Origin of the sequence: Caryophanon latum, assembly GCF_001700325.1 — a bacterium.
GTDB lineage: Bacteria > Bacillota > Bacilli > Bacillales_A > Planococcaceae > Caryophanon > Caryophanon latum.
Genome location: NZ_MATO01000037.1, coordinates 74,775 through 100,884, shown reverse-complemented (window position 1 = coordinate 100,884; position 26,110 = coordinate 74,775). Strand labels below are relative to the sequence as shown.

At 43.8% G+C, this 26,110-nt stretch carries 28 protein-coding genes; 25 read left to right on the top strand and 3 right to left on the bottom strand.

The genetic code is table 11. The features are described from left to right. The first annotated feature begins 136 nt into the window (after positions 1 to 136). From A6K76_RS10360 to A6K76_RS10290, 15 genes are all read left to right on the top strand, one after another. Positions 137 to 1,099: a hypothetical protein gene (locus A6K76_RS10360; RefSeq protein ID WP_066464773.1), complete on the top strand. Its 963-nt coding sequence runs from the start codon at positions 137 to 139 to the stop codon at positions 1,097 to 1,099. A gap of 60 nt (positions 1,100 to 1,159) precedes the next feature. Further along, positions 1,160 to 1,909 (top strand): NADPH-dependent oxidoreductase, encoded by a 750-nt coding sequence (locus A6K76_RS10355; protein WP_066464772.1) that lies wholly within the window; start codon positions 1,160 to 1,162, stop codon positions 1,907 to 1,909. A gap of 242 nt (positions 1,910 to 2,151) precedes the next feature. Continuing rightward, positions 2,152 to 4,032, top strand: coding sequence for an ABC-F family ATP-binding cassette domain-containing protein (locus tag A6K76_RS10350; protein WP_066464771.1), 1,881 nt, complete (start codon positions 2,152 to 2,154; stop codon positions 4,030 to 4,032). A gap of 11 nt (positions 4,033 to 4,043) precedes the next feature. Then, positions 4,044 to 5,168 carry a conserved virulence factor C family protein gene (locus A6K76_RS10345; RefSeq protein ID WP_066464770.1) on the top strand — a complete coding sequence of 375 codons (1,125 nt, stop codon included), beginning with the start codon at positions 4,044 to 4,046 and terminating at the stop codon, positions 5,166 to 5,168. A 31-nt stretch (positions 5,169 to 5,199) separates the two neighbouring features. Beyond that, complete coding sequence (locus A6K76_RS10340) at positions 5,200 to 5,769, top strand: TetR/AcrR family transcriptional regulator (protein ID WP_066464769.1); 570 nt, start codon at positions 5,200 to 5,202, stop codon at positions 5,767 to 5,769. Between the two features lie 77 nt (positions 5,770 to 5,846). Beyond that, positions 5,847 to 7,031 carry an MFS transporter gene (locus A6K76_RS10335; protein ID WP_066464767.1) on the top strand — a complete coding sequence of 395 codons (1,185 nt, stop codon included), beginning with the start codon at positions 5,847 to 5,849 and terminating at the stop codon, positions 7,029 to 7,031. Between the two features lie 12 nt (positions 7,032 to 7,043). Next, positions 7,044 to 7,553: a YfiT family bacillithiol transferase gene (locus A6K76_RS10330; protein WP_066464766.1), complete on the top strand. Its 510-nt coding sequence runs from the start codon at positions 7,044 to 7,046 to the stop codon at positions 7,551 to 7,553. 62 nt (positions 7,554 to 7,615) lie between these two features. Next, entirely contained in the window at positions 7,616 to 7,978 is a 363-nt protein-coding gene (locus tag A6K76_RS10325) for a potassium channel family protein (RefSeq protein ID WP_066464765.1), read from the top strand. A gap of 2 nt (positions 7,979 to 7,980) precedes the next feature. Continuing rightward, positions 7,981 to 8,610 carry a precorrin-2 dehydrogenase/sirohydrochlorin ferrochelatase family protein gene (locus A6K76_RS10320; protein ID WP_066464764.1) on the top strand — a complete coding sequence of 210 codons (630 nt, stop codon included), beginning with the start codon at positions 7,981 to 7,983 and terminating at the stop codon, positions 8,608 to 8,610. A gap of 130 nt (positions 8,611 to 8,740) precedes the next feature. Continuing rightward, positions 8,741 to 9,304: a TetR/AcrR family transcriptional regulator gene (locus A6K76_RS10315; RefSeq protein ID WP_066464763.1), complete on the top strand. Its 564-nt coding sequence runs from the start codon at positions 8,741 to 8,743 to the stop codon at positions 9,302 to 9,304. Further along, positions 9,301 to 9,633: a DMT family transporter gene (locus tag A6K76_RS10310; RefSeq protein ID WP_066464761.1), complete on the top strand. Its 333-nt coding sequence runs from the start codon at positions 9,301 to 9,303 to the stop codon at positions 9,631 to 9,633. The genes A6K76_RS10315 and A6K76_RS10310 overlap by 4 nt, the downstream gene beginning before the upstream one ends. Next, positions 9,630 to 9,944: a DMT family transporter gene (locus A6K76_RS10305; RefSeq protein WP_066464760.1), complete on the top strand. Its 315-nt coding sequence runs from the start codon at positions 9,630 to 9,632 to the stop codon at positions 9,942 to 9,944. The genes A6K76_RS10310 and A6K76_RS10305 overlap by 4 nt, the downstream gene beginning before the upstream one ends. Positions 9,945 to 10,092: 148 nt before the next feature. Further along, positions 10,093 to 10,362: a hypothetical protein gene (locus tag A6K76_RS10300; RefSeq protein ID WP_066464759.1), complete on the top strand. Its 270-nt coding sequence runs from the start codon at positions 10,093 to 10,095 to the stop codon at positions 10,360 to 10,362. Between the two features lie 124 nt (positions 10,363 to 10,486). Beyond that, positions 10,487 to 11,518 (top strand): tetratricopeptide repeat protein, encoded by a 1,032-nt coding sequence (locus A6K76_RS10295; RefSeq protein ID WP_066464758.1) that lies wholly within the window; start codon positions 10,487 to 10,489, stop codon positions 11,516 to 11,518. A 617-nt stretch (positions 11,519 to 12,135) separates the two neighbouring features. Continuing rightward, positions 12,136 to 12,324 carry a hypothetical protein gene (locus A6K76_RS10290; RefSeq protein WP_066464756.1) on the top strand — a complete coding sequence of 63 codons (189 nt, stop codon included), beginning with the start codon at positions 12,136 to 12,138 and terminating at the stop codon, positions 12,322 to 12,324. A 47-nt stretch (positions 12,325 to 12,371) separates the two neighbouring features. Here the strand turns inward: A6K76_RS10290 and A6K76_RS10285 are convergent, their stop codons facing one another. Further along, positions 12,372 to 12,749, bottom strand: coding sequence for a hypothetical protein (locus A6K76_RS10285; protein ID WP_066464754.1), 378 nt, complete (start codon positions 12,747 to 12,749; stop codon positions 12,372 to 12,374). A gap of 649 nt (positions 12,750 to 13,398) precedes the next feature. On the opposite strand from A6K76_RS10285, the gene A6K76_RS10280 reads away from it, so the two are divergent. The 6 genes from A6K76_RS10280 to A6K76_RS10255 all read left to right on the top strand — a co-directional run bounded on the left by A6K76_RS10280 (position 13,399) and on the right by A6K76_RS10255 (position 18,180). After that, complete coding sequence (locus A6K76_RS10280; RefSeq protein WP_066464752.1) at positions 13,399 to 13,971, top strand: uridine kinase family protein; 573 nt, start codon at positions 13,399 to 13,401, stop codon at positions 13,969 to 13,971. A gap of 39 nt (positions 13,972 to 14,010) precedes the next feature. Then, on the top strand, positions 14,011 to 14,247 hold the full coding sequence (locus tag A6K76_RS10275) for a hypothetical protein (protein WP_066464747.1): 237 nt from the start codon (positions 14,011 to 14,013) through the stop codon (positions 14,245 to 14,247). Positions 14,248 to 14,280: 33 nt separating this feature from the next. Further along, positions 14,281 to 14,757, top strand: a complete 477-nt coding sequence (locus A6K76_RS10270; RefSeq protein ID WP_066464830.1) for a GNAT family N-acetyltransferase — start codon at positions 14,281 to 14,283, stop codon at positions 14,755 to 14,757. A 48-nt stretch (positions 14,758 to 14,805) separates the two neighbouring features. Further along, entirely contained in the window at positions 14,806 to 15,537 is a 732-nt protein-coding gene (locus tag A6K76_RS10265; protein WP_066464745.1) for an alpha/beta fold hydrolase, read from the top strand. A gap of 90 nt (positions 15,538 to 15,627) precedes the next feature. Next, positions 15,628 to 17,688 carry a type IA DNA topoisomerase gene (locus A6K76_RS10260; RefSeq protein WP_066464742.1) on the top strand — a complete coding sequence of 687 codons (2,061 nt, stop codon included), beginning with the start codon at positions 15,628 to 15,630 and terminating at the stop codon, positions 17,686 to 17,688. A 15-nt stretch (positions 17,689 to 17,703) separates the two neighbouring features. Next, positions 17,704 to 18,180, top strand: a complete 477-nt coding sequence (locus tag A6K76_RS10255; RefSeq protein ID WP_066464741.1) for a nucleoside 2-deoxyribosyltransferase — start codon at positions 17,704 to 17,706, stop codon at positions 18,178 to 18,180. Positions 18,181 to 18,218: 38 nt separating this feature from the next. Here the strand turns inward: A6K76_RS10255 and A6K76_RS10250 are convergent, their stop codons facing one another. Then, positions 18,219 to 18,764, bottom strand: a complete 546-nt coding sequence (locus A6K76_RS10250) for a hypothetical protein (protein ID WP_066464739.1) — start codon at positions 18,762 to 18,764, stop codon at positions 18,219 to 18,221. A 399-nt stretch (positions 18,765 to 19,163) separates the two neighbouring features. Here A6K76_RS10250 and A6K76_RS10245 point away from each other — a divergent pair, with 399 nt between their 5' ends. Then, on the top strand, positions 19,164 to 20,522 hold the full coding sequence (locus A6K76_RS10245; protein ID WP_066464737.1) for an aspartate kinase: 1,359 nt from the start codon (positions 19,164 to 19,166) through the stop codon (positions 20,520 to 20,522). A 109-nt stretch (positions 20,523 to 20,631) separates the two neighbouring features. Beyond that, complete coding sequence (locus tag A6K76_RS10240; RefSeq protein WP_066464736.1) at positions 20,632 to 20,829, top strand: hypothetical protein; 198 nt, start codon at positions 20,632 to 20,634, stop codon at positions 20,827 to 20,829. 39 nt (positions 20,830 to 20,868) lie between these two features. On the opposite strand, the gene A6K76_RS10235 is transcribed toward A6K76_RS10240, so the two are convergent. Further along, positions 20,869 to 22,797, bottom strand: coding sequence for a right-handed parallel beta-helix repeat-containing protein (locus tag A6K76_RS10235; protein ID WP_066464734.1), 1,929 nt, complete (start codon positions 22,795 to 22,797; stop codon positions 20,869 to 20,871). Positions 22,798 to 23,486: 689 nt separating this feature from the next. On the opposite strand from A6K76_RS10235, the gene A6K76_RS10230 reads away from it, so the two are divergent. Continuing rightward, positions 23,487 to 24,608, top strand: a complete 1,122-nt coding sequence (locus A6K76_RS10230; protein ID WP_066464732.1) for an AAA family ATPase — start codon at positions 23,487 to 23,489, stop codon at positions 24,606 to 24,608. A gap of 14 nt (positions 24,609 to 24,622) precedes the next feature. Then, entirely contained in the window at positions 24,623 to 26,095 is a 1,473-nt protein-coding gene (locus tag A6K76_RS10225; protein WP_066464731.1) for a VWA domain-containing protein, read from the top strand. The last annotated feature ends 15 nt before the right edge of the window (positions 26,096 to 26,110 follow it).

Below are 26,110 nucleotides of genomic sequence, written 5' to 3'. Positions count from 1 at the left end.
ACAAGTCATTTGATGCACAAATGTGTCAAATGACTTTTTTATTTGTCGTCCGCATCGTTTTGTCAATGATTTTTCTGAAAATAATGAAACTTTATCATATCATGGACGTATAACGTATATAGAAGGAGGCGTTCATATGACGACCGTTGCACTATTTTACGACAATGTGCGGACGATTAACGAATATACGAAATGGCATATGCATGGACATGTTGTCGATTTAGCGATGCGCCTAACCGTTCAAAAACGAATGTTTGAGCCACAAGTTTACGATGAGACGAAGCAGCAAATTAAACGACATACTCATATTTTATCAAAGGCACGTTACGACCACGTGATTAGCCATGCGTTAATTGCACGCGCTCACGTCGAGCCGTCGATTACACAGCTCATTGATCACGTATTTATGAAAGTGCGACAGCTGCGTGATTTTCCGCTTGCGCATAATGCGTCTTTATATCAGGCAGCGATTTACTACGAGCGAGAGCCGTACGTTAACGAGGAGCGTTTGCGTGACATACTGCATTTTTTACAACAGCTTACACCGTACAATGCAAAGCCGTGCGTGTACCAAGCAGCCGCGCTCGCGAAAGTTCCGAAGCCGTTAACAGACATTCAAAAGCACGTATTAGCGACGCAAACGTTTTTAATTGAGCGACAGTTTTCACCGATTAATGCGCATATAACGGCTGTCATGGCATACGTTTTGTCATCGAACGTTAAACAAACAGCGGCGAACGTCGAGACATTCAAAGTGCACTTAGAAAAATTAACAGCGCTGCGTCCGATTTACGAAAGTTATATGTGGATTATCGCGACGAAATACGATGCGTGGACGGCGATAGAGTATTATGAGCAGCTCGAGCAGCAACTTCGCCGATTGCCGGTAAACTTTTCAGCACAAACAGACGTAACTTTACTTGCATTACAGCTGTTTAGTGCGACTGTTTTAGATCATACGGAAACGCTTTACGGTGGTGATGTAAGCAACGATATTTTATACGACTTTACGAACGCGTGTGACGATATAAGTAAAGGTGACGGGCTATATATATATAGCGAGGGGGATTCATATGTCGATAGCGGTGACGGAGAGTAGAGACAACAGTTTCTACTCTTTTTCGTTTTTGGTATAGTAAAAAGAGAAAGGGGTTTTTATATGAATACAACGATTACACAATTGCAGCAGCATACATCGATTCGTCGTTACAAAGACGAGCCGATTGCACCGTCTATTTTAGAGGCGATCATAGCAGCCGTTCAGCAAGCACCGTCGTGGATTAACGGACAGCAAGTGACGATTATTCGCGTAACAGACAAAGAAAAACGCGAAAAATTAATGGCGCTTGCAGGCAATCAACCATACGTTGCACAAGCACCGGAGTTTTTCGTCTTTTGCTTAGATTTTTACCGCGCATATGAAGCGGCAAAGCTAGAAGGAACGGAATTTGCGGTTGAAGGTAACATCGATTTATTACTTGTTGGGGCAACGGATGTCGGCATCGCGCTTGGCACAGCCGTTGTCGCAGCAGAAAGCTTCGGGCTTGGCACGGTCGCAATCGGTGGCGTTCGTAAATCACCGACTGAAGTCATTGAACTGCTTGAGTTACCGCCGTACGTTTATCCGGTAAGCGGCTTATGCATCGGCTACCCAGACGAAGCACCAGCATTAAAGCCACGATTACCGCAAGAGGCACAAATTTTTAACAATGCGTATGACCGTAACGTTGCGCCGCATTTACACGTGTATAACGAACAGTTTTCAGCGTATATGAGTGAGCGCACGAACGGTGAAAATAGCACGAACTGGACAAGCGGTATTGCAGGCTTTTACGGCGAGCCGCGCTACCGTGGTAATGGCTATGCGGATGCAGCTGAGGCGCTGAAGCAGCAAAAGCTATTAAAATAACGATTGCGTCATGAAATTGGAGTGAGTCCGTTTCATGGCGTTTTTTTGCGCGCACATAAGCAAACAGCGGCAAAAAGCGTGTTATTCATGATACACTATGGAAATGAAGCGAGAACCACGATATGTTTTGATTACAACGCACAATATAGTGAGCCGCAATACGCAGTTAGCTAATACATAACGGTTGCACATTAAACAGATTAATCGCAATGTATAGTTGCGAAAGAAAGAGAAGGATGCATATGAGTCATTTAATCGTCAATGACGTAACGAAAACTGTTGGAGATAAAACGTTATTTCAGCATTTACAATTTACAATTTATGAAGGAGAGCGCGCTGGATTAATCGGCATTAACGGCACAGGGAAATCGACGTTGCTTTCGATTTTAGCCGATCAATTAGAAGCGGACGTGTACGACTATGAGCGCCCGAACAAATATAGCGTCGCGTACTTGCCGCAAGATCCCGTTTTCCCAGAAGGTGAGACGGTGCTTCAAGCAGTGTTCTCGGGCAATTCGCCGCTGCTGAAATTAAACCGCGACTACGAGATGGCGCTGCAAAACATGATGGATGACCCAGAAAACGAAGCGACACAACAAGCGCTTTTCCGCGTGCAGCAGCAAATGGATGAGCAAGAAGCGTGGGACATTAACGCGCTAGCGAAAACGGCATTATCAAAGCTTGGTGTTACCGACTATGACAAAGTTGTCACAACGATGTCGGGCGGTCAGCAAAAGCGTGTCGCACTCGCAAAAACGTTAATTGAGCCAGCTGACCTTTATTTACTAGACGAACCGACGAACCATTTAGATGTGGAATCGACGCAGTGGCTACAAGAAATGGTGTTGCGTTTAAAAGGTGCGGTCATTTTCATTACGCATGATCGTTATTTTTTAGATGAGCTTGCGACGCACATTTACGAGCTTGCCGATCAAACGTTATACCGTCATGTTGGGAACTACGGTGACTATTTAGAGGCGCGCGCCATTCGTGAGGAAATGAACGCTGCAACACAGGCGAAAATGCGCAATCGTTACCGCGCAGAGTTAAAGTGGATTCGCCGCGGTGCGAAGGCTCGTACGACGAAGCAAAAGGCTCGTATTCAACGCTTTGATGAGCTCGATAGCCAAGTGGAGCGCGGTACGAAGGAGGAGTCGCTAGAGATGAACTTAGCGACGACGCGGTTAGGGCGAAAAGTTATTGAGTCAGATGGCATTTCAAAGCGCTTTGGCGACCGTACAATTGTTGAAAACTTTAGCTTTTTACTTCAGCAAGGTGACCGTATCGGCATTATCGGCGCAAACGGCTACGGTAAATCGACATTGCTCAACATGCTTGCAGGTGAATTAACACCAGACGCAGGTGAGGTCATTGTAGGAACGACGGTGAAGCTTGCCCACTTTAAGCAGCAGCTGCCACCGATGAATGAAAATGCGCGCATGATTGAATACATTCGCGAAGCATCAAATGACATTACCGACGCAACAGGCGAACGCTTCAGTGCAGCACAAATGCTTGAGCGCTTTTTATTCCCACTGCACGCACACGGCACGCCAATTAGCAAGCTGTCAGGCGGCGAGCGCAAGCGTCTTCATTTACTGCGCTTATTAATGGAGCAACCAAACGTTTTATTGTTAGATGAGCCGACGAACGACTTAGACATTGAAACGCTCGGTGTGTTAGAGGACTTTATCGAAAGCTTCCCAGGTGTGATTTTAACGATTTCACATGACCGCTTCTTCTTAGATCGCATTGCGAAAAAGCTATGGATTTTAGATGGACAAGGCGGCGTGGACGAAACGCTTGACGTGTACTCGGATTATTTAGAGAAGAAAAAGACCGAGCAAGCACCGAAAGAAGTAAAGCCAGAGCCGATGAAGCGCGAAAAGCCAAAGTCTGATAAAAAGCGTTTAAGTTTTAAAGAGCAAAAGGAATGGGAAACGATTAGTAGCGACATCGAGCGCACAGAGCAACAAATTGAAGAGACGGAAGCAGGCATTGCAACGTGCGGCTCGGACTTTACGCGTTTACAGGAGCTGACGACGAAGCTAGATGAGTTAAACGCCCAGTATGAGCATTACATTGAACGTTGGAGCTATTTAGACGAAATTGTCAACAGCTAGGAGGAATAAATATGAACATTGTAACAATTGAGCCAACACCAAGTCCAAATACGATGAAAGTTGTCATTGACAAGGAGCTTGCGTTTGGCACAGCGCATAACTATACGACGAAAAATGCAGACGGCGCACCGATAGAGGTTCAGCGCATTTTGCAAATTGACGGCGTAAAAGGTGTGTACCACGTAGCGGATTTTTTAGCGGTCGAGCGCATCGCAAAGTTCGATTGGGAAGGCATTCTAGCAGGGGTGCGTATCGCGTTAGGTGAGGACGTAGCAGCAGTAGAAGCGGCGGCGAATGCACCGACTGATTCATACGGTGAAGTGTACGTTCACGTGCAAATGTTTAAAGGCATTCCGCTACAAGTGAAGGTGTTTGATTCTGCAAGTGAGCACCGCATTGCATTGCCGGCGATGTTTATTGCAAGCTTTAACGCAGCGGTTGAAAAAGAGGAAGACGATAACTACATCTTTTTACGTAAATGGGTTGATTACGGCGTGCGTTACGGTGACAAAGAGGACGTTGCCGCGCAAATTGCCGACGAAATTATTGCGACGTACCCACAAACGCGATTAGATACGCTCGTAGCAGAAGCAACGACCGAGAAAGAAACGATCGAGCATACGCGTCAAAAAGTAACGCTTGAAGCATTCCAAGTCGATTCGTGGCAGGAGCGCTTCCAACTGCTTGACCAAATGGTGGAAGCAACGATCGAGGATTTACCCGTGCTTGCGGCTGCATTACAAGATGAGCAAACGTCGATTCGTCGTTTAGCAGTCGTCTATTTAGGCATGATTGAGGACGAGGCCGTCATTCCGTATTTAGTGCAAGGCTTGCAAGACAAAAGCGCGGCGGTGCGTCGTACAGCAGGCGACTGCATGAGCGACTTAGGTTTTAGTAGCTTTGAGCCGGCGATGATTGACGCACTGCGCGACAAAAATAAGCTTGTGCGTTGGCGTGCGGCGATGTATTTATTTGAATCAGGTACAGAAGCGGCGTTACCGGCGTTGCGTGACGCAGCAGACGACGCGGAGTTTGAAGTGAAGCTACAAGTGAACATGGCAATTGCGCGCATTGAGCAAGGTGAGGAAGCGCAAGGCTCGGTTTGGAAGCAAATGACCGAGGCGCGTTCGAAATAATTTATAAGAAAAGTGACGGTGTGAAAAAAACATGGGGCGTAAAGCCGTATATACAGAAACAGAGTTGCTCGATGCGACTGAAAAGCTGCTCATTACACATGGCTACGAAGGATTTCATTTAAAGCTATTGTCTGAGCACGTAAACGGCGCACGCAGCACCATTTATCAATATTATGCGAACAAAGAAGAGCTTATTGCGGCATGTGTGCGACGAGCGATGCAGCGGATTTTAAAAAAAATTGAAGTGATTGACGAAACGGATGTAATGGATGCGCTACATGCGACGCTTCGTGCATACATCGACGAGTCGAAGCTGCATCAAATTTTATCGGTCATTTCAAAAGTAAAGGGCGAGCAATCGACAAATACGCAGGCGGATATTGCGTATGTAAAGGAAGGGCACGACCTTTTACGCCAGCAGCTATTTCGCATTATGACGCGTGCGCAGCAAGAGCAAAAGCTACGTCAAGACATACCGGTGATGGCAATTTTAACGGTATTTTTCACATTTGTGGACGTACCGAATACGATGGGTGTGTCAAATGATGACTGGACAAATATGTTGTTTAAAATTTGGCTAGAAGGTGTTAAATTAGGATGAGGGTGCTTACGTAGCTCCCTCTTTCTTTTTACGAACAAATAGTTTGGTATTGAAACTACATGAAAGAAGATGAATGAATGGATCAACCGAAGTTATGGACGAAGGATTTTATACTGTATTTTTTTGCGAGTTTGTTCAACGCGCTAACGTTTTATACGTTGCTGACGACGATGGCTGTATACGCAATCGAGGCGTTTTTAGCATCTGAAAGTACAGCAGGTTTAGCATCGAGTATTTTCGTCATCGGTGCGTTACTTGCTCGTTTAATTGCAGGACAATCGCTTGAGAAAATTGGGCGCAAAAAGATGATGTATGTGAGTGCCGCGATATTTTTACTTGGCACAGTCGCATACTTTTTTGTCGATACAATCGCACTTTTATTTATTGTACGCTTTATTCATGGGCTAGCATTTGGCTTCTTTAATACGGCGATGATGACCGCGGTCATGTCGGCCATTCCACCAGCACGTCGCGGTGAAGGCACAGGGTATTTTTCGCTTAGCACGACAGCATCAACAGCAATCGGCCCGTTTTTAGGAATCTTTTTAATGACAAACTACAGCTTTGAATGGGTATTAATTGCGACGACCGTTTGCTCCGTATTATCGCTCATTTTATTGTTTGGCATTCGCATTCAAGAGGCATCGCTTACGAAGGAGGAACGCGCGGCTATTCAAATTGGTTTAAAGCCGTCTAATTTAGTGCAAAAAGAGGCATTTCCGATTGCGCTCGTAACGATGGTTATGGGAGTAGCGTATTCAAGCATCGTATCGTTCATTAACTTGTACGCAACCGAGCTCGACTTAGTAACGGCAGCAGGCTATTTCTTCTTAGTATATGCGATCTTTTTATTCGTATCGCGTCCGATCGGTGGTAAGCTGCTCGATGCAAAAGGGGACAATTTCATTATGTATCCTTCGATTGTATTGTTTGCGGTTGCGCTACTACTACTTAGCATGACGACGACGAGCTGGATGCTGCTTACGGCGGCTGCGATTATGGCGTTTGGCTTCGGTACGTATATGTCAGCAGCACAAGCAATCGTTGCAAAAGTGTCACCGCCAAACAAAATGGGGTTATCGATTGCGACGTATTTTATCGGGCTTGATTTCGGTGTCGGCATCGGACCGTTCGCGCTTGGCTACGTCATTCAAAAGATGAGCTATAGCGCGATGTATGGTATGCTTGCAGTAGTTGTATTTTGCCTTGTTGGCGCGTATTACGTCGTGCATGGCAAACATGCAAAAAGCATCGCACATTAAGGGGGAAACGATATGGATGTACGTTATCCGATTGGACCATTTCAACGTGTAGAATCGTATACAGCAGAGCAGCTAGAGCAGTGGATTAATACGATTGCGAAGTTACCGAGAGAATTAAATGAGCATTTGCAGCATCGGCAAGACGACGCATTAAACGTCACCTATCGACAAGGTGGCTGGAGTGTGCGTGACGTTGTGCATCATTTAGCAGATAGCCATGTCGTTGCGTATATGCGCATGAAACTTGCATTAACAGAAGATGCGCCGACTGTCACACTTTATGATGAACAGCGCTGGTCGGAGCTAAACGATTACCATTTACCGGTACATGTATCATTGACGTTGCTCGGTGCGTTACATATGCGCTGGGTAGAGCTAATGCGTTCGATTACGCTAGACGATTTACAACGTACATTTATTCACCCAGAGCACGGTGCGTTACGCGTTGCAGATGTCATCGCGTTATATGCATGGCATAGTGAGCATCATTTAGCACATATTAAGCTTGCATTACAATCATAAATTATTTGCTTGAATGCCTTAAATGGCTTCAAGCTTTTTTCATATAACAAAGGGGGAAGCGTATGATTTCATTTTTTTTAACAGCGAAACGTTTACTCGGTGCAATCGTCGTGCTATGGAAGGAGAAAGTGTTTTTATCGCTTGTGACGACGCTATTGCTCATTAATTTATCGGGCACGCTATTTTATTCAAGTATTGAACAGTGGTCGTATTTCGATGCGTTTTATTTTTCATGGGTAAGCTTAATTCCGACGTCGATTGATTTAGGCTATGCGCCGGTCACGACGTTTGGTAAAGTGTTTACGATGATGTATTTAGTCGTCGGCACAGGCATTATGCTCGCGCTGCTTGCGATGGTCGCCAAAGCTGTGCTACGCGTCGACGATGAAAATACGAAACGCACGAAAAAACGTTTGGAGGAATAACGATGTATTACCCAATAGCATTAAATATCGAACGTAAAAAAATCGTCATCGTTGGCGGTGGTATGATCGCCACGCAAAAGCTGCGCACATTGCAAGGCTACGGTGCGTACGTGACGCTCATTTCACCGACGATTACTGACGAGGCAAAGACGCTTCTACAAGCATTAGACGGCGTATGGCATGAGCGAAATTTTGAGAAAGACGACGTAAACGACGCATTCATTGTTTTTGTCGCAACGAACAATAAAGAAGTGAACGAAGCGGTAAGCGCAGCAGTAAATGCTCAGCAGCTTATTTTGCGCGCAGATGACGTGTCACAAGGCAATATGCTCAATCAAGCAGTTGTGCGTCGCGGTGCGCTGTCAATCGCCGTTTGTACGGACGGTGCGAGCCCGAGCTTAACGCGCAAGCTGAAGCAGCGATTAGAGGAGCAGTTTCCAGCAAGCTACGATGCGTACGTCAGCTTTTTAGCGCAAGCACGTCAACACATATTAGCGAATGTGCCGCGCGATAAAAGTCGTGCACTGCTAGGACGCTTAGTTGATGAGGAGCTGGAGCAATACGTCGCACAAGGCGAGCTACAGCGTGCATGGGCAACTGTTCATAAATGGTTGGACGAAGCGAACGTATAATTATAGAAAACGAGCAGACGATCGCGCTGCTCGTTTTTTGCAGTGGAGCTGTAACGTTTGCTATCGAGGATGATGTGTGCTATCGTTACAGCATATTAACTGACGAACGTTCGTAAAGGAGTGCGCATTTATGTCAAAGGAACATTTAAAAATAGCGGCGATGAATTTATTTGCAACACACGGCTATGAAGCGGCGTCGATGCAGCTTGTTGCAGAGGCTGTCGGCATAAAAAAACAATCGATTTATACACATTTTCGCAACAAAGACGAATTATTTTTAGCGGCATGTGAACAGGCGATGAACGAGGAGCTTGCGTACACGCTTGCTCAAGTTGAAAAAATGGAGACGATTGATGCGCTATATGCGTATTTACATCATACAGCAGAGCGCTATGAGGCACGCATTGAGACACGCTTTTGGCTGCGCATGTCCATTTATCCACCGCAGCATTTAGAAAAGCGCGTCATGGTGTATGTGTATTATTATTTAGATTCAATTGAACAGGCAGTGAAGGAGCTGCTCATTCGCCAGCGAGAGACGCTTACGACGGACATTTCAAGTACGCATATTGCACAAGCTTATTTAAGTATTATGGATGCGTGTCATATCGAAATGCTTTATGGAGGTCCAGTTCGTGTGAAGCAGCGCATCGAAGCGAGCTGGCAAATATTTAAGCGAGGTGTGGCGCGATGACAAAATATTGGGTATTTATTTTAATCGCAGGGCTGCTCGAAATTATTTGGGCGACTGGCTTAAAATATTCTGCTAATACGTGGCAATGGATCGGCACTGCTGTTTGTATTTTCTTTTCGTTCTATTTTATTATTCAAGCAACGAAAAAAATTCCAGTCGCAACAGCGTATGCTATTTTTACAGGACTTGGCGCAGTCGGCACGGTGCTCGTTGATATTTTTGTTTTTAATGCACAGACGAGCGCGATGAAAATTGTTTTACTATGCACGTTAATTGCCGGTATTTTAGGCTTGAAGCTTGTAACGCCAGAAAGTGAGGAGCACGCATGAGTTGGTTTTATTTAATTGCAGCAGGGTTGTTTGAAGTTGTTGGGGTACTCGGTATGAATCGTGTCGCACAAGGGCAAAAAAAATCGGGTTACATCGTGCTGTTACTCGGCTTTGCGGCGAGCTTTTCATTGCTTGCGCTTGCGATGGAGACGTTACCACTCGGCATGTCGTACGCGATTTGGACGGGGATTGGCACAGTCGGCGGCACGCTTGTCGGCATGTTCGTCTACGGAGAATCGCGCGACTGGAAGCGAATTTTCTTTATTGCTGTCATTATTTGTAGCGTTGTCGGTTTGAAATTATTTGCATAAGGGAACAGTTGCGTGAGGCAAATGCCAAAGCGCAACTGTTTTTATTTTTGTGTAAAATAAATCATTTAGTTGCGATTTCGCTGCTTCATGCGCTACACTATAATTATCAGAAAATTAAATTAGTTAAATGGAGAGAGGATGCGATTGTATGAAGCAACAAAAATTTTGGAAAGTTATTTTACGTTACGGACATGTAGGACAATTTAATGAAATTAGCGTTGCACGATACTTAGCGTTCCCGGCTCATTTTTCGATTATGGACGTATGCGATCACGCCAAAACAATGCCAGGTGTAAAAGATAAAGGCGTTGTCGGCGCGAAGCAAATTACGTTTGCCGAATTTAAACAAGGCAGGCGCGAGGAGTCGTATGATTTTTATTTACAAAAGCTCAAAACATTCAACCCACGCACAGCGTAATAAACCGAAAAGCAAGACAAACGCAACGATTTTGACTATAATAAAACACGTTACAAAAGAGTCCGTCTTGTCGATGGGCTCTTATTATTTGTCGTTATTTCGTAAGAGGAGATGTAAAAATTACATGCTAAATCAATTATTAGGCATTGCAGAAAAGCTGTTACAACACGGTGAGCATGAGCAGGTACACCGATTAATTTCTGCAAGTCAGTATGTTGTGTATCGACCGACTTATTCACTTCAAAAATCAATTGAAGTGTTCCATACATGCTTAAATACGTTTTACCCGAGCAACGAATTGCAGCCGACACCGAAAATGCTGGCAGACGATGTATTCATGTCACAGTTTGACGATTCGTTTGAGCAAATGCTACGTGCGTTTCATGCATTCACCCAAAGCACTGTCGAAAAGCTTATTGATGTCGACGAGGCTGGACGGGCGCTTGAACATTTATTACCGGTGCTGACGTATTATGTCGAGCATTATATAAACGAAGAAGTGCATGCGGTGGCGCTCGAGCAAATTAGCGAAGACTTAATCGGTGTGTATTACGACGTTGAAGCAAATCGCGGCGATGCAAAAGCTTCGTTTGAAATTGCGCTCATGCATTTAAACGGCCCACTTGAGCATTACGATGTCGAAAAGGCGTTATTTTGGCTGCATAAGTCGAGCGAGGACGGCAACAACTATGCGAATACAATTATCGGCATTATGTATTTAGACGGTGAACATGTTGAACGTGATGAACAAAAGGGTATTGATTATTTAAAGCTTGCAGCAGGTGAAGGTGAGGACGAGGCAGCCGAGCAACTTGGATTGTATTATTTTGAGCGTCAAGATTACCGAGCAGCATATTATTGGCTAAAGAAAACGAATAGCCCACTTGCCGCTGAAGGTTGGACGAAGCTTGCAGAAATGTATTTGCATGGGCATTTCGTCAAGCAAGATTATAAAAAAGCGTTTGATTTACTCGTGCGTGCGGTGGAGCTACATGAGCCAGAAGCGCAATATTATTTAGGTTTTTTATATGAAAATGGCTTCGGTGTACTGCGCGACATTGACCGCGCATATACGTATTATATGGCTGCGGCCGATCAGCAATACCAGCCAGCTATTGATATGCTACTGCTGCTCAATGAAAGTGTGCTAGTATAACATTATAACGAAATGACTATGTCGCCATTTTGTTGCGCTATCAGATTGTAGCTTTTTTGCTCTCCACCATAACTCGGGGTTGCTTTTCACATCTTCCGTGGGCGCGGAGGAGAACATGATGTTTGTCATGAACGTTATAGCTTGTGTAGTGGCGTTTATCATCTTCCTTAAGCATCCTCGTCGTTCGCTTCTCACGACTGCGGGGTATCGAGGCTCGTGCTCCTACGATTACTCGTCGCAAAAGAAACTTTCGCTTTTCACGCTGAAGTTCGCCTCTCGTTTCAAGCAATCCGCCAACCCCAGCTTACGGTGATGAACTATCTTTTTGTTACTTTTTACTTTTGCTATATACAAGGTGATTGAAATTTAGAATGTGAATGAGGCTCGAAACAAGAGGCGGACTCCTGCGGGAAAAGCGTGAGCGAGAGACGAGCCGACGAACAAAACGCTAAAATACATTCACCGTCTATATAGTTCTTTTTATATGATATATGCTCTTTTTGTGTCAAAAAAGTATCATTTTTATCAAAAATGTTTCTTTTGCACATGGTGGGGTAAATGACATGTAAGCGTATTTGATACTAAAGAAACTGTAATTGAAAGAGGTGGCAGTAAGCATGAATCCTATTTTTTTACCGGAGCATCGTTACTTGCTGATGGTTGGCAGGGTGGAGCGGCTTTTGGAAAAGCGCAATGCCTTTCGTGCAAAAAATGAACGAGAACATACATTAATGGCGATGGAGTTAAAGCGCTTAGAACGAGAGCTATGTAATTTGGAGCAAGAAATCGCGAGGCAAGTTATATGAATGACAAAAAGCAACGTCCGCGAAATTATTGGACGTTGCTTTTTATGTTATGAATTAAATTGTGCAAGTGTAGCATCACGCTTTTTATCTTCTACTTTTTCATTTGCGATTAGCATCGCCCCAACGTCGACTGTCGTCATGTCTGGATCAACTAAAAATTGCACGTTTAACTTTTGGTCTTTACCGTCGACGGCGCATGTGCCTTTAAACTCGACAACATCTTGTCTTTTATTTGTCGCGAAGTATACCCAATTCGTTTCGCTACAATTATTGTCCATTAATGTTGCATATGTTGTTTCGTTGTATGTAGTTGTTTGGACATATTCAATAAATTCGTTATCTGTAATTTCTTCCTGCGGCCAATAATAAATACCTAATGCAACTAAAATGCCAAGTGGAATAATCCAATAAATCGTACGTTTCATATATGCACCCCCTTACTTATGTAGTGTAGCAAGAAATGCGTATTTTTTCTATTTAATTATAACATTTTTCTGTAAAATGTTTAAAAATACTTGTCGGAGCTTGTTTGGTCGATGCATTTGACTAAAATAAGCACATTACACCAATGATTTGCTTAATCAATGTATAATAAGCATGAAGCAGTAAATTGGCAACAGTGGCGAAAAATACCCCTAAATGGCATCATTCGCGATATAATTTAACAAGCGTGTTGATTCGCCATTCAACTGGCAGTTCGCGTATGGCGGCTCGCTTTGCCTCTGCGCTTACTCGAGGCAGATCAATTCCTGGGGATCGGCGGCGAACACGATGTTTGTCATGAAGGTGATGACGCGTGTAGTGGCGCTTACTGCTATTAACATGCAGCATTTATTTCCAAATTGTTGCTGAAACAGCCGATTTCACTGGATATAAATGACTAATCAACAGACTTGAAAAAAAGCATCGAATATAATGCGGCGGTGCATGAAATGAAAATAGAAAGGCAGGTGACCTCTGCTATAAAAACAGGCAGTCGCAGCGGATGCTGTTCGTGCTGCATGTTACGTGATGAATACGTAGCATCATCTCACAATTGATGTGGAAGCTGTTTTTAGTAGCGGTTTATACAAAATGGATATTTTACAGCAACTAAAGCAATTAGAAGACAGTTCACGTCCATTGATCATAGCCATTGATGGATGCAGCGGTGCAGGCAAAACGACGCTTGCGACATACATTGAGCAACAACTACCGAACGTAACGATTATTTCGACGGAGGACTTTATCGTGCCGCTTGCTCAGCAGGAGGATACAGTTGATGCGGCACTCGATTGGCGTCGTCTGAAAGAACAGGTCATTTTACCACTTGCAAAAAAGAAGGCAGCGAAATATTGGCGCTACGATCCGACTGAGCCAACAATGCAGCAATGGTTACATATTGCACCACAAGGCATCATCGTTATTGAAGGCTCATTTAGCACATGCTTAGCGCTTGCGCCGTACTATGATTTAAAAATTTGGGTGGAAACGCCGATTTTGGAACGTTATAAGCGACTTGTGGAAAAAGACGGAGAAGAGATGAAAGCATATTGGCAAGACTATTTGCCAAAGGAGGTATACTATATTCAGACGTATTTACCGCACCGTTATGCAGATGTCGTCTTTGTAGGTATGCAGCAGCAGGAAGAAGTAGAAGACGTCTAGTCGTGCGTATTTACATAAAAGGAGGCTTGTTTCATACATATGTTTTTTGCATTATTAGCGCTATATAGTGTAGCGATTGTCGCATTATTATTTGGCGGCTATTTGTATCCGCTCGTATTCATCGGGCTGACGATTTTAGTTGCCATTACGATACGAAAAGCACCAAAGCCAAAAGAAAAGGGCAATATGCTGCTATTTTTACGAGACGTTGCAGGTATTTTGTGCATTGTCATTGCGTATATTGTCGTATTTACGAATTACGAGCGTATGCCGTAATCAACTGGGGGATGAGTAGTAATGATTCGAACGATGAAGGAAACAGATATTGAAGCGATTCAACATATTGCGGCTATTAGCTGGCATGCAACGTACGAGGGGATTATTCCAAGAGATATTCAAAAGCCGTTTTTACAGCAAGCATATTCAGTAGAGCGTTTGAAAGAGCGTTTAGTGAATACGAACTTTTACGTTGCAGTAAAAGACGATGAAGTTGTCGGCTATGCAAATTTTTCAGCGCTGCATGACAACGATGAGGTGGAACTTGCGGCTATTTATGTGCTGCCAAGTGAGCAAGGAAAAGGGATTGGCTCACAGCTGCTTACACATGGCATTAACGAGCTATCACCGCGTGCCATTTATTTAAATGTCGAAAAGGAAAACTTAGTCGGTCGCCAGTTTTATGAGGCGAAAGGATTTGAAATAACGGATTCATTTGAAGAGCCATTTTTTGGGCATACGTTAAAGACGCTGACGTACCGCAAAGTGTTCACATCATCATGTTTGTAAACGTTGCTTTTCGGTTAAACATGTAACAGATGGGAAGGGGATGGACCGATGTTAAACTATGTAAGACGAGGAAGCGGCGAGCCACTTGTACTTGTGCATGGGTTTTTAGGTAGTAAAGATATTTTTGAGGGTGTTACGGAGCGCTTGGAGCAGCAATACGACGTCATTTCAGTTGAGCTGCCAGGGCATGGTAATAGCGAGATGGAGAAGGACGCATATAGCGTGTATGACTACGCAGATGAGGTCATTGATGTATTAAAGCATGAAGGCATTCAAGAAGTGAACTGGCTTGGACATTCGTTAGGTGGCTACATTACGCTTGCCGTGCTTGAGACGAAACGATTTCCGATTAAGCGTGCGATTTTAGCGTATTCCTCTGCTTCACCAGACGATGTAGAGGCAAAACAAAAGCGTGATCAGCAGGCACAATACATTAAAGCGAACGGTGTCGATGCATTTGTCGATAGCGTCATTGAAAACTTTTTTGCTAAAGATGCTACACAACAGGCGATTGACGTAGCGCGAAACATCGGAAAGCGCGCAACAGAAGACGGGCTTATTAAGGCATTGCAGGCGATGAAAACGCGCCCAGATCAGCGTGATTTTTTACAAACGCTCGATGTGCCAACACTTGTCATACAAGGAAGCGAGGACGGTGCAGTAAAGCCGATCGAAACAAATAATCGCAATATTCAAAAGGTTATTACGCGCACTGGGCATTTAGGTATGCTTGAGGACGAGTCTGCATTTGTTGAGGCAGTAAAGCAATTTTTAACGTGAGAGAGGGAAGTGTTTTAGCGTATGCTAGAACGCTTCCTTTTTTGCGTTCATCTTCGTAAAAACGATATAATAAAGGCGAGGTGAGAAACTGTGCGTGCATTATTAATTGCAGAAAAACCGTCACTAATGCGGGATATTCAAAAAGTGTATAAACAAATGAACATGGAGCTATCGATTGATTTTACATCGTTCGTCGGGCATGTCGTCGAACTAAAGGAGCCACACGAATATAACGCCGAGTGGAAAAAGTGGGATTTAAACGTCTTGCCGATGATTCCTTCGCGCTTTGAGTTTCGCGTCAAAAAAACAGCAGCAAAAGTGTATCGTGAAATCGAGCAGCTGTTAAAGACAAATCGCTACGACTTCATCATTAATGCGTGTGATGCTGGGATGGAAGGTGAGAACATTTTTTACTCGTTTTATAAAAAGGTAGGCTGTACATTACCGGTAAAGCGCTTTTGGACATCTCAAACGACCGAGCCAGCGATTCGTACGGCATTGACATCACTGCTTGATGAAAACGACCCACTCATTCGCAACTTGCGCAATGCAGCGATGTATCGTATGGTGTTTGACTGGCTCATCGGCTTGAATTGCACGCGTATTGCAACAATAAAAGGTGGGCGTACGATTAAAGTAGGACGCGTTATGACGCCGACGCTTGCGATTGTTGCCGAGCGCGAGGAGGAAATTCAGTCGTTCGAGCCAAAGCCGTATTTCCAAATTGAGCTTCATTTCGGCTCGTTTAAAGCGCTTTGGTTTAAGGACAAAATTAATCGCTTCGATAAAAAAGAGGAAGCGGAGGCGGTGCTTGCACGCATTACGGGGCACGCTGTCGTCGCATCGCTTGAAACAGAGCGCAAAACGATTCCCGCGCCGATGCTGCATTCATTGCTCGAACTGCAAAAGGAAGCGAATAAGTTTTATGGCATGACGTCGAGCGATACGTTAAAAATTGCGCAAAGCTTGTATGAAAAAAAGCTTATTACGTATCCGAGGACTGAGTCGAAACACTTGCCGACAAATTTCGCACAGCACATTGAGCGAAATGTACAAGCTGCACAAAGTGTGCCACAGCTACAGCAAGCGGTGCAGTACATCGCAGGGCAAAATACGTCACGCATTATGCAGTCAAAGCGCTACGTCGATGATAAAAAGCTAACCGACCATCATGCGATTACATTAACGGACGTAACGCCGAAATTTGCATCGCTTAGCATGGCAGAGCAACGCGTGTATGAGCTCGTTGCGAAGCGGCTGCTGTCGATTTTTTTACCGCCGTATACGTTTGACGAAACGACCGTCGTATTAACGAGTGGCGGTGAAACGTTTAAAGCGCGCGGTAAAATGGTCATTGAAAAAGGCTTCACTGCGCTGTACGAAACGCATAAAAAGAAAGAGGAGCTACCATTGCCGTTCATGCAGCAAGGAGACGTACTTTCAATTCAGCAAAAGCTTATTTTATCGAAAATGACCGAGCCACCGCCGCGGTATACGGACAGCTCATTGCTCGATGCGATGTTTCATGCAGGGCGATTCGTTGAGGACGCGAAGCTACGAGCTATATTAAAGGATGCAGAGGGGATTGGCACATCGGCAACGCGCGCTGAAATAATTGAAAAGCTGCTTGCAATCGGCATGATCGAGCGTGACAAAAAGTCATTTCGTGCAACCGCATTTGGGCGCGCAGTCATCGCTCAGCTACAAGGACATGACGTCGTGTCGCCAGAGCTGACGGCTATTTGGAGTAAAAAGTTAAAGGATATTGTTGACGGACAGCTGTCGTCGCGCGATTTTTATGCGGATATGCTTGCATTTATTCATGACACAACAAATAAGTTAAAGCAGCTTGATATTGCCGTTGCGCAGCAGGAAGTCGTCGTGCTAGGGAAATGCCCGACATGTCAAAAGCGCGTTATTGAAGGGTTTAAAAGCTACCATTGCGAAGATAAGACGTGCGAATTTTTCGTGGCGAAAACGATGCTGAAAGGGAAAATTTCACCGACAAATGTGAAGAAGCTACTGCGCGGCGATGAAACGAATGATATTATGTTTACGTGGAAGTCAGGTAAAAAAAGTAAAGCGAAGTTAAAGTTAAACGGTGCCAAGCTGGAATTTATTTTTCCACAGTTTCCAGACAAAGAGAAATAAAGGGGTAGTGACAATATGAATATATATGTAGCAAATGGGTTGTTTTCAATTGGAGATCGCTATGTGAACGCAGAAATTGCGAAGGCGTTACGCGCAGCAGATGACACGTTCCATTTATACGTGCCGCAAGAAAATGATGCAATTAATGACAAGGAAGCGTACGCAAGCAGCGCGGAAATTGCAAAGGCAGACTTAGCGGAGCTGCGCAATAGTGATATGCTCGTTGCAGTGATTGACGGCGTCGAAATCGATTCTGGTGTTGCTGCAGAAATTGGTGCGTTTAGCATGCTTGGGCGTCCGATCGTGGCATTATGCAGCGATGTGCGCCAGCAAGGAACAGGCAACAAGCAAAAAATCGAGGCGCTAAAAGAAAATGCGCTTGAAAATCAATTCATTTATCGTAATTTATTTGTCGTTGGGCTCATTAAGGAAAATGGGGTCATCGTGTCGACAATTGAGGATGTTGTGCGTGAAGTGTTAGCACGACGATAAAAAACACAGGTTAAGCATGTTGCTTAATCTGTGTTTTTTTACGTATGTACAGGGAGGTTTGATTTTACATAATGCTCAAATGGCCCTTCATATACGCACGTTGCATACGGTAAGCAGGCGAAATCATTTGGGCGCATAAAAAATGGCTCGTTGCAAGGAAGCTCTAACTGCATTTCTTGAAACAGCGTCGCAATAAAATGCGAGCAAAAATATGTATTTTCACGCTCCCATTTGTAGCCGCACCAAAGTGCAAATAAGCCTAAAAAATGATATTGATATTGTGTGGAATGCGCTTTCATATCGCGCAGTCGCTTACGTAGCTGTATGTAGCGCTCCTGCGATAATACGCAGCTATAAATCGCGCAATACGCTTGTTGAAAAATAGAACTTGTGCGGCTCTCTTGTGTGAAGCCACCGATGAATGGATTGTTTTCATGACGTCTTCCGAAGCTGTACATTTCATGTAATAACGGGTCAAGAGCGATCGATACGTGATTGTAGCGATCACGTGTAACAAGTTGAATTGTGCGTGATAACCACGTTCGTGTTGCGGTCAGCACAACATAAATCGTTCGCGTTGTCATATATAGGACCTCCTATAGTAAGCAGATCAGTCTGCATATTTTTAATTTGATTAAATATTGTCATGTACTATACGTGTTTGTTTGTTAATTTGTTTCAGTACATTTCCACAATAAACGAAAATGGAGAGAATTTGTACTTTAAACGATAATAACTTTTGAAAAATAATAGTTTTTTCCAAAAGAAGCCGTTTAGCTTGTAATTTTGTATAAATTCGATACAATTCAAAGAACATATGCGATTATGAGAAAATTGAATTGTGGCTATTTTGTAAACAGATGAAATTTTCAGATTTAATTCTTGACGTAGCGATATACTATTTGTACACTGTAAACATTCAATTGTTTTTTTCGGATATACAACATAACAAAATATACTAAAAGTAAGGATATGATGGTGAAATGATCGTATGTAAATTTGGTGGTACATCGGTAGCGAGCGCAGCGCAAATTACAAAGGTAGCAAACATCGTAAAGAGCGATGAAAAACGACGCATCGTAGTCGTTTCTGCACCTGGTAAACGCTCAAGTGATGATATTAAAGTAACGGACTTATTAATTGATTTAGCCGATGCAGCACTTGCAAACGCAGACGTTGAATCAAAAATTGAAACAGTTGTAAACCGCTATAAAGACATTACAGCAGAGCTTGGCTTAGGACAAGACATTTGTGACGTAATCGCGGCTGATTTACGCGAGCGTGTAGCAGGTGACCGTTCAAATACAGAATTATTTATCGACAGCTTAAAAGCAAGCGGTGAAGATAACAACGCAAAAGTAATTGCAGCGTACTTCAGCTCTATCGGTATGCCAGCACGCTACGTAAGCCCGAAAGATTTATTAATTGTAAACGACTTACCAGAGCGTACATTTGCAGTGCCCGAAGCGTATGAGCGTTTAGCGTCACTTGCAACTACAGAGGAAATTATCGTGTTCCCAGGCTTCTTTGGCTATACGAAAGACGGTATATTACGTACGTTTGACCGCGGTGGTTCAGACATTACAGGTTCGATTTTAGCATCAGCAGTCGATGCAGAGCTATACGAAAACTTCACAGATGTGGACTGCGTATTCTCAGCAAACCCAAAAATCGTCAACAACCCAGCAGAAATTAAAGAAATCACATACCGCGAAATGCGCGAATTATCATATGCTGGCTTCTCTGTATTCCATGACGAAGCGTTAATGCCAGTATTCAAAAAAGGCATTCCAGTAAACATTAAAAATACGAACAACCCGTCAGCACCAGGTACGCGTGTCGTGCCAACTCGTGAGTTAACAGGTCGCCCAGTAACAGGTATTTCAGTAGATAGCGGTTTCTCAACGTTATACGTATCAAAATATTTAATGAACCGCGAAATCGGCTTCGGTCGTAAGTTATTACAAATCGTGGAAGAAGAAGGCATTTCATACGAGCATACGCCATCTGGTTTAGATGACATTTCCGTAATTATGCGTTCAAACCAATTAACAGCTGAAAAAGAGGAGCGCATCGTTCAACGTATTGAAAACGAATTACACGTTGATCACGTATACTTCCGCCACGGCTTCTCAATGGTCGTATTAGTAGGAGAAGGTATGCGTAATAGCACAGGCTTAGCAGGTCGCGCAGCACTTGCGATTTCAAAGCTGGGTGTTAACATTGACATGATCAACCAAGGTTCTTCGGAAGTAAGCTTAGTGTTCGGTGTGCTTCAAAACTACGAGGACATCATTTTAAAAGCGTTATACGAGGAATTTTTCACAGCAGTTCCTGTGTAAACATAAAAAGCGATGCGGAAATATTTTTTCGCATCGCTTTTTTATGCGTTGTTTCGACAGTTGTATTTCGTGGGCACGTGCGTTACAATGCGCTAAGAGGTGAGCGAATATGAGTATTTCTTTAGCAGGTATGCTTGTAATGTTTTCAGGTATTTTTGTCGTACTGATGGTTATTTTCGAAGTGCTGCCGTGGTTAAATGACGCGACCAAAATTGTGTTCATCGGCATCGGGCTCTTTTTCGTTGTAACAGGAGCAATCGTGCGCTATAAAGGCTTGAAGTCGGAAATGAAGCAGCACAAGAAGTGACAAAAAACGCTAGCAAGATAACTTCTCGCTAGCGTTTTTTTAATGTTCCTCGACGTCTTTTGTAATTGAGCTGTGATTTTCGATATAAAACACATCACCAATCGTGTTACGAATAATTGAATCGTGTAAATCGATCGTCGAATGGTTCAGCGCTTGAATGTTATGCTCCATTTTCGTGTTGTTCACGAAGCATTTGTATATATCAATCGTTGAATGGTTGCGAGCGAAAATGTCAGACGCAACTGCATCCGTGAAATGAACGCTGCGCAGCTCGACGTTTGAATTATGATCTACCCAAAGCTGTGGTAGCCCATGATTTGAAATAAACGTATCTTCAATAAAGCCTTCTGCATCGTTTTCTAAAATAATGCCGTTTTCTTGTCCGCTATGCAGCTCGCAATTGCGCACAATGAGCTGACTATCATCAAATACGAGCTGTGGGAAGCGGTGATCAGACACTTGGCTATCCGTCAGCTCCACATAAGATTGTCCGCTTGCTTTTATGCCATTGGACTGCCCGGCAGCGATCGTACACTGATGGATGTACATTTTCGTTCGCTGCTGTACTTCAAGCTGAATGCCCTCGCTATCATGAATGTGGCATTGCTCAAGCAGCACGTTTGATTCATCCAGTGCATATAAGCTTTTGCCCTTTGCGAGCGTACTGCGGCGTACCGTGATAAACGCATTTGTTTTGCCAGCAAAATGTGGCATGTCATTTTGATAGAAGCGGCAATCCTCGGCTACGACATCGCTACTATTAAGTAAAAGTACTGCATTGCCTACATTTTCGAATACGTCGCAATCGTCTAGTCGCAGTGACGATTCAACTGCAGATAGTGCGCTGCTTGCATGGTTTGATACGGTGCTACGCATAAGTTGTGCAACTGAAGCGCGCTCAGCGTAAATACCGACTTGCTCGCCGTTTGTGAAAAAGCTATCGTTGCTGTTGAATACCGATTTTTCTGAAATGTGGCATTGTGCAAGCTGACTGTAAGCAACTTTGCTTTCAACAACATTTGCTGTTGATTGTTCCTTTACTTGTAGTGCGTTGCCTTCGCTATATGTGAGCTGTGATGTCATAATATGTGCGTGAGAATGTAACGTTACTTGCACATGTGCGAGCTTATGATGCATGAATTCTGCATCGCATATGTCGGCTGTTGCATGGTCGCGCAGCATAACACCTGATTCTCGTCCGTTACAAATGCGAATGTTACGCGCTTGCATATGTGCATTTTGAATCCAAATTTGCGGCAATACATGCTCCTCAAGACGGGTGCCAGACAATGTAACGTCTGCTTGATTCGATGCGTAAATGCCGTTACCTTTACCGTGTGTAATATAGCTACCTTTGTCGACAATAACGGATTGTTGGTGAGCGATGAGCTGCGTGCCACTATGGTGACTAAATTTATTTTTTGTTGAGTTAAGCGAGCTGCTGTTGCGTAGCCAAATTGCGTGATTGGCTGAATGCAGCGTACTATTATAAAGGTCGACCGTTGCATAGTCAGCTAAAATATTTGCTTTGCCGTTGCTATAAATGGCGCACTGGTCAATTGTTAGCTGTGCATTCGGACGCAGCTCAATGCCGATTTCTTTTGCGCCAGAAACGATGCTATGTTTAATATCTAACGTACCGCTTACGCATAATAATGTTCGTACATGTGATGTGGAAATGTCACAATGGTTAAAAAAAACATTCCCATCAATTTGAATTGTCGTTGATGGGTGAAACGTAATATTTTCAAACACAATACTTGCGCCTTTTTTGACGATGACAGAACCTTCAATACACGTATGCTGTGTGCCTGCTCCTTCAATTGTAACTGTACCTTCAATCTCAATGTGTTCGTTATATGTGCCTTCTGAAAGGTGAATTGTGTCACCTGTTTTTGCTACTTTTAACGCCTTTGTGATTGTGCGAACAGTCGAAAAGATAGAAGAAGCGACTTTAATAATTGCCATACTCATTTCCCTCCCATTTTTCGAACTAAATCTATACATACTTATCTATTTCACAAAATGCCAACTGTTAACCCTTATATTGCATAAAATTCTAAAATTAATCGTTTCGCCTTCAAATGGAGCGTGTCATAGTAGGACATTTAGACGAGCTTAGCGAATATAATTATGATGTTAAGTGGACGGTGATCAACATTGATAATGAAAACAGGCTTGAAACGACAGTCGGACTATAGCAGGAAAAGCGAATGTTTCTTTTACGACGAGTAATTGCATACGGATGAACTTTGAACAAACGGAGGCTCAAAGAAATGACAAGCGCTACTACTTAAGCGCTTACCTTCATGACAAACATCTCACCGCCGATCTTTAGGAAAGCACGAAAAGCCAATTTACTAGCTAATCAACACATTTGAGGTTCATCACCGTAAGCTGGCGTTGACGCTTGAACATGAATGTTGCTTGAAACAAGAGGTGGACGTCTTCGGAAAGCATGCCTCGACGTGAAAAGCGACCTCGAGTTATGATGAAAAGCCACATTGGAGAAGGAATGTCAACATGGTCGTGCTTCGTAATAATGGAGACTTTTTATAACAAAGTCGTCACATTTTATGGGACAATGTAGGAAAAAGGTTTGAAGCTGTCTGAAATGTGTAACGGTATACATAACGGATGAGTAAGGAGGAAGCAAAATGACGCATCAAAAGCTACAACAAATTAAGCAAGCATTAAATGCGAAGTTTTTTGATCGCAAAGAAGAAATCGATGCGCTACTCACGGCATTACTAGCAAGACAACATATATTATTTATCGGCCCAGCAGGAACAGGGAAAAGTGCGCTCAGCTCGATGCTCGGTGAAATCGTCGAGGGCAGTCGTTACTTTCAGCATTTATTGACACCATTTAGTACGCCAGAGGAATTGTTCGGTGTGTTATCGCTGAAGGATTTAGAGCAGGGCGTGTACAAGCGAAATATTTCAGGCATGTTACCAGAGGCGCACTTTGCGTTCATTGATGAAATATTTAAGGCGAACTCAGCTATTTTAAACTCGTTGCTGACGTTAATTAACGAACGAATTTACTACAACAATGGCGTGCCAATTCGCTCCCCGCTTATGACAATCGTCGGTTCTTCCAATGAATATATCGAAGAAGGAGAAGGACTTGAAGCGTTGTTTGACCGTTTTTTACTGCGCTATGAAGTAGAGTATATTAAAGAGACTAATACTTTTTTAGCGATGTTGAAGCAAACGACAAGCGTGCCTGTGCCAAAGCTAACGATGGACGAATTAACGTTCCATCAGCAAGTGTGCGAGCGCGTTGAAATTTCGGATAGCATTTATGAAACGCTCGGTAAAATTCGTCAGCAGCTCATGGACGAAGGTATTCGACCGTCTGACCGTCGATTTAAACAGGCGCTGCCGATTTTACGTGCACAGGCGTATTTAGATGGGCGCACTGAAGTTGCTAAAGCGGATTTAGCGATTTTGAAGCATGCGCTATGGGAACAGGTTGAGCAAAAGGATAAAACGGCTGAAATTATTATTCAAATTGCACATGACTCGATTGAATCGTTTATCGAGCGCGTCGGACCGGAATTTGAGGAAATTTTATTGAAGTCGCAAAATGCGATGGTACAAAAGACGCCAGATGCACGTAAAGAGCTAAGCGATCTACTTGTACAAGGTAAAACATTATTTTTAGAAGTACAGGCGATGACAAGACAGCAGCCTGACCGCGCCGAGCTACGCAACTTAAAGGAGCATATGCATCAGCGACTACTGCATATGACATCAATGGTCATTGGCTTTTAAAGGGTGTGAAGAACATGTATGAGCAGTCGGTATTACACATAGAGCAGCGGGAAATAGATCGCTTTAATCAGCTGCTACAAATGGCAAAGGTGTTTCAGCAAGTATGTCGTGAGGGTACAAAGCTACATCCGCAGTTTACGAACATTATCGGTGATTTATGGGGGGCATTTTACAAGCAAGACGTCGTGTTTCAAGACGACATCCTACCGCAGCTTGAGACGGCAAAGCAAATTGTCGCATCGCTTTTAGAGAGTGAACTGTACGTCGCGCGCCATGAAATTACAATGGGCGATGATTTATTATCGGTGCTTTGTGCAATGGCGATGAGTGAAGCATTAAAAAAATGGCTTGAGCAAAATAACGTTGAGCATCAGCGCGATGAAAATAAACGAAACGCCGAATATGCTGAAAACCAAGTAAAAGAAGCACGTCGGCAAATGTATGATCCAAAAGCGACTGAGCAGGAAAAGGAGCGCGCTCGCACACGTAAGCAGTTTGCGGAACGGCGCCTGGCCGATTTGAAAAAGCGTGAGGAGAGACTACGCAATGAGCAATCGAAAACGTTAGATGATTTGCCGAGTGAGCAATTGCAAAACATGTTCGAACAGGCGCATGAAAATGCCCAGCAAACGGCGAAAAATGTCGGGCAGCTTGCCGGTGATGAAGGACGTGCTGCGCTCATGAAAGTACCGCTTCGTGAACAGCTCGCTCTCGCTGAAAAAGTGCGCTATCACCCGAACTTACAAGAAATTGCCGACTTAGCCGGACGCTTTCGTCGCATTGCGAAAAAGAAGCAAAAGCAAAAGTTTAAGCGCACGATGGAACGGCGCAACATTACGCTCGGGCGTGAAGTGGAACGCTTATTGCCGATGGAGCTCGCAAACTGGTCGATGCCAAGTTCAAAGCTTGACTTCCTGCGCCGCTTCTCAGAGCAGCAAACGTTCATTTTTAGCACGAAAGGAAAAGATAAGCGCGGCAAAGGTCCAATTATTATTTGTATGGACGAATCGAGCTCGATGTCGATGATGCGCGCAAAAAGTAAGGCGTTTTGTTTAGCGCTCATGATGATTGCGAAAAAACAAAAGCGCGATTTAGCAGTCGTACCGTTTGCAACAACAGTTGGTGATGTTACATTATTTAAGCGAGGGATGTCTACAACCGACCAGCTCATTCATTTTTGCGACCAATTTTTAAATGGTGGCACGAACTTTGAACGACCGCTTGATGCCGCGCTAACGATTTTAAATGAATCGAGGTTCCAAGAGGCAGATATCGTGTTTGTAACGGACGGAGCGAGTACGTTAAGTGAAACATTTTTAAAGCATTTTCAAGAAACGAAAAAACGAAAGCAATTTCAATGTTTAAGCGTCGTGCTGTCAACGAAATATACGAAGGCGGACGCAAAGGCAGTTGAATGCTTTTCAGATAAAGTGCTAGAAGTGAGCGACTTAGCAGAAGCAGAGGACGTGTTTGAGTTAGGAATTTAATATAAAGGGGGATTA